The sequence below is a fragment of the Actinomycetota bacterium genome (assembly GCA_040755895.1).
Lineage (GTDB): Bacteria > Actinomycetota > Aquicultoria > Subteraquimicrobiales > Subteraquimicrobiaceae > Subteraquimicrobium.
The window spans coordinates 1-2731 of sequence record JBFMAG010000113.1; the positions used below are offsets into that span (position 1 = coordinate 1).

The window sequence follows — 2731 nt, forward strand, 5'->3', positions numbered from 1 at the left end:
ATTTCCCTTATCACTTCGTCGATTCTCCCCCTGATTATATCCTCAAATTTCTTTGTCAATTCCCGACAAACCACCACTTCCCTGTCGCCAAAAATCTCTTTAATTTCGGTCAAGGTTTTGAGAATTCTATGGGACGATTCGTAGAATATGATTACGCGCTCTTCATCCCTTAAAGAGTTCAGCAACTTCTTTCTCCCTTTTTTCTTCGGTAAAAAGCCAAGATAAATAAATTGGCTTAGGGGTATCCCCGAGACGGATGCCGCAGCCAAAAAAGCAGAGGGACCAGGGATGGGCACTATCTCTATCCCTTTGTTCACTGCGGCATTTATCAATTTCCAGCCGGGGTCGGATATACCTGGGGTACCGGCATCGCAGACCAAGGCAATATTCTTGCCCTCTTCTAACCGATTCAAGAGATAGTCGATTTTTCTCATCCGGGTGTACCGATGATAGCTCGTCACCGGCGTCTTTATACCGTAATGATTGAGCAATATCTTAGTATGCCTTGTATCTTCGGCGGCGATTAAATCAACCTCCTTAAGGATCCTTAAGGCACGGAGGGAAAGATCCTCAAGATTCCCTATGGGCGTAGCCACAACGAATAAAGTTCCCATCTCAAATCACCAATCTTTTACGCTGCGGGGAGTGGCTTCTTGAAAAGCTGGAGGAAGGCTATGGTCCAAGCCGAGGAAAGAAATACTCGAACCAAAGATGCAACAAATAATGAAACGATTATTCCGGGGATTGTGATGAGAATGGCGAGAAAGAGACTGACCTCAGTGGCAAGGGTCACGGGGATGGCAAAGATCATAAAGACCAGAAGGAGAATAATACCGATCCCAATTCCCACCCCGAACATGATCAACCAAAAAATCAGCATTCTCCCAATATTCTCACGGAGGAGGTGGTATCCCCTTTTAATGCTTTCAAGTACCCCCAGGTTCTCAATGACACAGTATCTCCCGGCAAAAAAATCCAAAATGGCCAGGGAAATCGAGGAAGGTATCAGGATTATAATGAGAAACAATAGACCAGAAATTAGGAAAAATAAGCCCAGAGCGGTTTCTTTGAAAGCAAAGGCAAAAATCGCGGGAAGAAGGGTCATTCCGAGAAGCAAGATAGCCATGAAAATCCAGGGAATCCAAATTCCCAAGGTTATTCCAAAAAGTGGGAACCATTTTGATAGACCATATTTGAAACCCTGACCCACATCTATTTTGTGCTCAAATTCGACATCTCTAACCATGCCGATCAACGCAGCTTGAGATAGATAATTCACGAATATGGAGAGGGCGATGATTATGAGTATAAAAAGACAGATGAAAATGAGAAGTGGCCAAGGGGGAAATCTTTCGAGGAAGGGGAGAAATTTTTCAATGGAAGTCTTGCTCCATGAAAATTCATCGGGCTGAAGTTGCCATCTCAAATTGAAGTTGTAATTCCCCCCTCCTCCAAAGATGGCAGAGAGCAAACCAAATAACCACAGAGATTTATATCTAAGGGTTATTACCCATGCCCGTTTTAATATTCCACCATAATCCACGATTAGCTCCGTATTCTCCCTCCACTTCAAACCCCATCCTACTTATCACTGCGTAGGTGATAATGGTTGGTTATCCATGAGTTACCGCATCCACGGGACATACCTCAGCACACGTACCGCATTCCGTGCACTGATCGGGGTCGATGCAATATTTATCTTCGCACTCATTTATAGCACCAGCTGGACACTCGTCGGCACAGACCCCACAGCTTAAACAGTCATCGGTTATTTTATAAGTCACCCTTGAACTCACCTCCCTGCTAACTTTAGCAAAAAGCTTAACCGCATTCTCCCCATTTGTAAAGTCCAAAAGATTAAAAAATGGTGTTAACTGTATTATTAACGAGTTAGGTTTACACTTTGCCCTTTGACAAACGCAGGATATGTTGACACTTTCGGTTAAAATGAGGTTATCCAAACCAAACCCGAAAGGAGGTCAAACATGTCCCACGATGATTTAATTATCCATCATCGTGTGCAGCTTTTCAAATATGCCAAGAGGCATAATGTGAAGGCTGCCTGCCAGATCTTTGGAATCTCAAGGACCAGGTATTACGAGCTTCTTTCCGACTTTAAGAAGTATGGCAGACTTGGTCTTGCTCCCAAGAAGAGACCCAAGTCCAAGATGCCCAACCAGATCAAGAAAGGGGTGGAGAAGGATATCTTGGATTACGTTAAGGAATATCCCACCCATGGTCCGGAGAGGATAGCCAATGAGTTGAGAAGGATAACAAATGGTCGCATCGGCTACACCGGTGGTGGAATCTACAACGTTCTGAAGAGAAACGGCTTGAACAGAAGATTTGAAAGACTTCTCTATGCTGAGGAGCAGGGAAATGGGATATTCACAGAACTCCTACAAAGGGAACTTGAGAAGAGGAAGGAAAACCACGTCGAGACGCACTATCCCGGAGAACTTCTCTCCATGGATGTGAAGCTAGTGGGAAGAATCAAGGGCATCGGGAAGATTTATCATCAGGTTGCTGTGGACTGCGATTCCTCCTTTGGTTTTGCCAAGCTCTATCTCTCGAAGAAGGCCCCACCTCTTGTGACTTCCTTGGAAATGCGGTTCTTCCAGTATATCGAGGTCTAAATATACCGCTTCATAGAGTGCTCACCGATAACGGAAAGGAATACACCGCATTGACTCCCAAAGGTAAGAGAGAGCATCTCTTCGAGAAATGCCTG

Annotated in this window: 4 protein-coding genes; 1 reads left to right on the plus strand and 3 read right to left on the minus strand. The window is 44.6% G+C overall.

Going from position 1 to position 2731, the window contains the following annotated elements; all coding sequences use genetic code 11:
- From rsmI to AB1466_05260, 3 genes are all read right to left on the minus strand, one after another.
- A partial coding sequence (gene rsmI / locus AB1466_05250) for a 16S rRNA (cytidine(1402)-2'-O)-methyltransferase (protein ID MEW6189500.1) occupies positions 1-614 on the minus strand: 614 nt, incomplete at its 3' end.
- 17 nt (positions 615-631) lie between these two features.
- Positions 632-1573, minus strand: a complete 942-nt coding sequence (locus AB1466_05255) for a hypothetical protein (GenBank protein MEW6189501.1) — start codon at positions 1571-1573, stop codon at positions 632-634.
- Positions 1574-1613: 40 nt separating this feature from the next.
- Complete coding sequence (locus AB1466_05260; GenBank protein ID MEW6189502.1) at positions 1614-1784, minus strand: 4Fe-4S binding protein; 171 nt, start codon at positions 1782-1784, stop codon at positions 1614-1616.
- 201 nt (positions 1785-1985) lie between these two features.
- On the opposite strand from AB1466_05260, the gene AB1466_05265 reads away from it, so the two are divergent.
- Entirely contained in the window at positions 1986-2636 is a 651-nt protein-coding gene (locus AB1466_05265) for a helix-turn-helix domain-containing protein (GenBank protein ID MEW6189503.1), read from the plus strand.
- Positions 2637-2731: the final 95 nt, after the last annotated feature.